The organism is Vibrio sp. WZ-1, assembly GCF_052037695.1.
Lineage (GTDB): Bacteria > Pseudomonadota > Gammaproteobacteria > Enterobacterales > Vibrionaceae > Vibrio.
This window is the reverse complement of record NZ_JBQEQR010000084.1, coordinates 1-514: the sequence shown is the minus strand read 5'-3', so window position 1 is coordinate 514 and position 514 is coordinate 1. Positions and strand designations below refer to the sequence as shown.

Sequence of the window (514 nt, the reverse complement as noted above, 5' to 3'; positions counted from 1 at the left end):
GTATTGCGTTGCTCACACCTTAACAGGGCGTTATGTGCAAGGTTGATTATCAAAATCATAATCCCCATATAGTTCTTAGGCTTAATCAAATAGGAATGATGTATGCCACAGATTTATCGTACAGTTTCGCATGTTGATGGTTGGCAAGGTTTAGCTCAGTTTGAAATCAAGGGGGACAAGATATATCGAACTGTTTCCCATGTTGACGGCTGGCAAGGATTACCTCAGTACGAAATAAAAGGTAATCAAATATATCGAACTGTTTCCCATGTTGATGGTTGGCAAGGGTTACCTCAGTATGAAATAAAGGGTAATCAAATATATCGAACTGTTTCTCATGTTGATGGTTGGCAAGGTTTACCTCAATACGAAATCAAGTAGCAAATTGCACATAACAAAGCATTTAAGAGTGATTCCCAACGCTTGGCATTTTTAGTGTCATCGTTGGGTTTTGTGTTTACGGTGGTATGGTTAAGTTTTGTGGTGGCGTTGCTCACACCTTAATGCGGCGTTA

Annotated in this window: 1 protein-coding gene; it reads left to right on the top strand. The window is 39.7% G+C overall.

The genetic code is table 11. The annotated features are described in order from the left end of the window. Positions 1 to 102: 102 nt before the first annotated feature. Positions 103 to 381 carry a hypothetical protein gene (locus ACTS60_RS20695; RefSeq protein WP_074050628.1) on the top strand — a complete coding sequence of 93 codons (279 nt, stop codon included), beginning with the start codon at positions 103 to 105 and terminating at the stop codon, positions 379 to 381. The last annotated feature ends 133 nt before the right edge of the window (positions 382 to 514 follow it).